Origin of the sequence: Acinetobacter sp. V2, assembly GCF_001188385.1 — a bacterium.
Classification (GTDB): Bacteria; Pseudomonadota; Gammaproteobacteria; order Pseudomonadales; family Moraxellaceae; genus Acinetobacter; species Acinetobacter oleivorans.
Map to the genome: position 1 here is coordinate 1,753,594 of NZ_JZFB01000001.1, position 1,383 is coordinate 1,754,976.

Sequence of the window (1,383 nt, forward strand, 5' to 3'; positions counted from 1 at the left end):
AAAAGTACCAACGTTAAAGGTGCATTAGTTAACGTTTGTAAAGATCAAACAGCTAAAGGCGGCAAACTAAGTTCATCTGAAGTTAGCAAATTCTGTAGCTGCCAAGTTGAAGCACAAGGTAAAGTGACTGAAGCACAAAAATGGGAAATCCAAAGTGCAATCAATGCGAAGAAAAGCCCAAGCTCTCTAGGATTTGTACAACAACAAAACCGTGATCTTAAAGCATGTTTCGGTCCTCAGTTAACAACTAAACTTGAAAAATTAACTGAAGATGCAATGAAAGCTGCTCAACAACAAGCTCCTAAAAAATAAGCTTTTGTTATTCCAAATTAAGCCTGCATTTATGCAGGCTTTTTTGTAGCTCTGTTAAAATGAACTTATCCAACTTGAACAATTCATCCGAAATAAACCATGCAAGAACAATGGAAAACCAACGCAATAAATAAGACCTCTATTGTCTCATTCAGTGGCGGTAAAGACAGCTCCCTTGCACTCTACCATGCAATGAAAACTGGCACGGTGAGTGGGCTCATTGTCATGCTGGAAGAACAAGGTCAGCGCTCTCGTTCACATGCTATGCCACTTGATATTATTCAAGCACAAGCTAAAGCAATCGGCTTACCAGTATTCATGGCTTCATCAAGCTGGAATGACTATGAAGCAAAATTTATTGAATTACTCATTCAGTCAAAACAACAAGGTGCCGAGGTACTTGTTACAGGCGATCTGGATATGCCTGAACATGGATGTTGGCATGATCGAATAACTCAACAGGTAGGACTCAAATTAGGAATGCCTCTTTGGCTTCGCCCACATCGTGAAGTTGTTGAAGAATTCATCAATCTTGGTTTCCATAGTGTGCTTGTGACAGTGAACTTAAAATTAGGAATGACAATTGAAGATTTAGGAAAAACTTTAACCTTAGAATATATAAAAGAACTTGAAAACCGCGGTATTGATCCATGTGGTGAAGGTGGTGAATTTCATACGACTGTGATTGATGGCCCAATTTTTAACAAACCAATTCCTGTAAGAAAGCTCGATATTGTTTATCATGAAGAATATGCTTTTTTACCACTTGAATTAGATCAAATTTAGCTTTTTTGAAGGATGAGAAATGACTGACAATATCCAATTACCAAATCAGGTATTCCCAACAACACAAGGTGAAGTGAACTTGACTGAGGTCGAAAATGAATGGTTAATCATTTACTTCTACCCTAAAGATTCAACTCCAGGATGTACAACACAAGCTGTTGGTTTTTCTTGTCTAAAAGATCAGTTTGAAGCTTTAGGTGCTCGTATTTACGGTGTTTCGCGCGACTCAGTAAAAGCACATCAAAACTTTACTGAAAAGCAGGCACTAACTATTGATCTAATTAG

Annotated in this window: 3 protein-coding genes; all 3 read left to right on the forward strand. The window is 37.9% G+C overall.

Annotation, left to right across the window (positions count from 1 at the left end; all coding sequences use genetic code 11):
* The coding region (locus UC75_RS08045; protein WP_228137172.1) for a hypothetical protein at window positions 1-312 on the forward strand (312 nt) is incomplete at its 5' end.
* A 99-nt stretch (window positions 313-411) separates the two neighbouring features.
* Window positions 412-1,098, forward strand: a complete 687-nt coding sequence (locus tag UC75_RS08050) for a diphthine--ammonia ligase (protein ID WP_049837248.1) — start codon at window positions 412-414, stop codon at window positions 1,096-1,098.
* 19 nt (window positions 1,099-1,117) lie between these two features.
* On the forward strand, window positions 1,118-1,383 hold a 266-nt coding region (locus UC75_RS20735), incomplete at its 3' end, for a peroxiredoxin (protein ID WP_228137173.1).

Bases quoted from the DNA above. Each gene is read 5' to 3' on its own strand.
- UC75_RS08050 (WP_049837248.1), top strand. From the start codon at position 412: ATGCAAGAACAATGGAAAACCAACGCAATAAATAAGACCTCTATTGTC.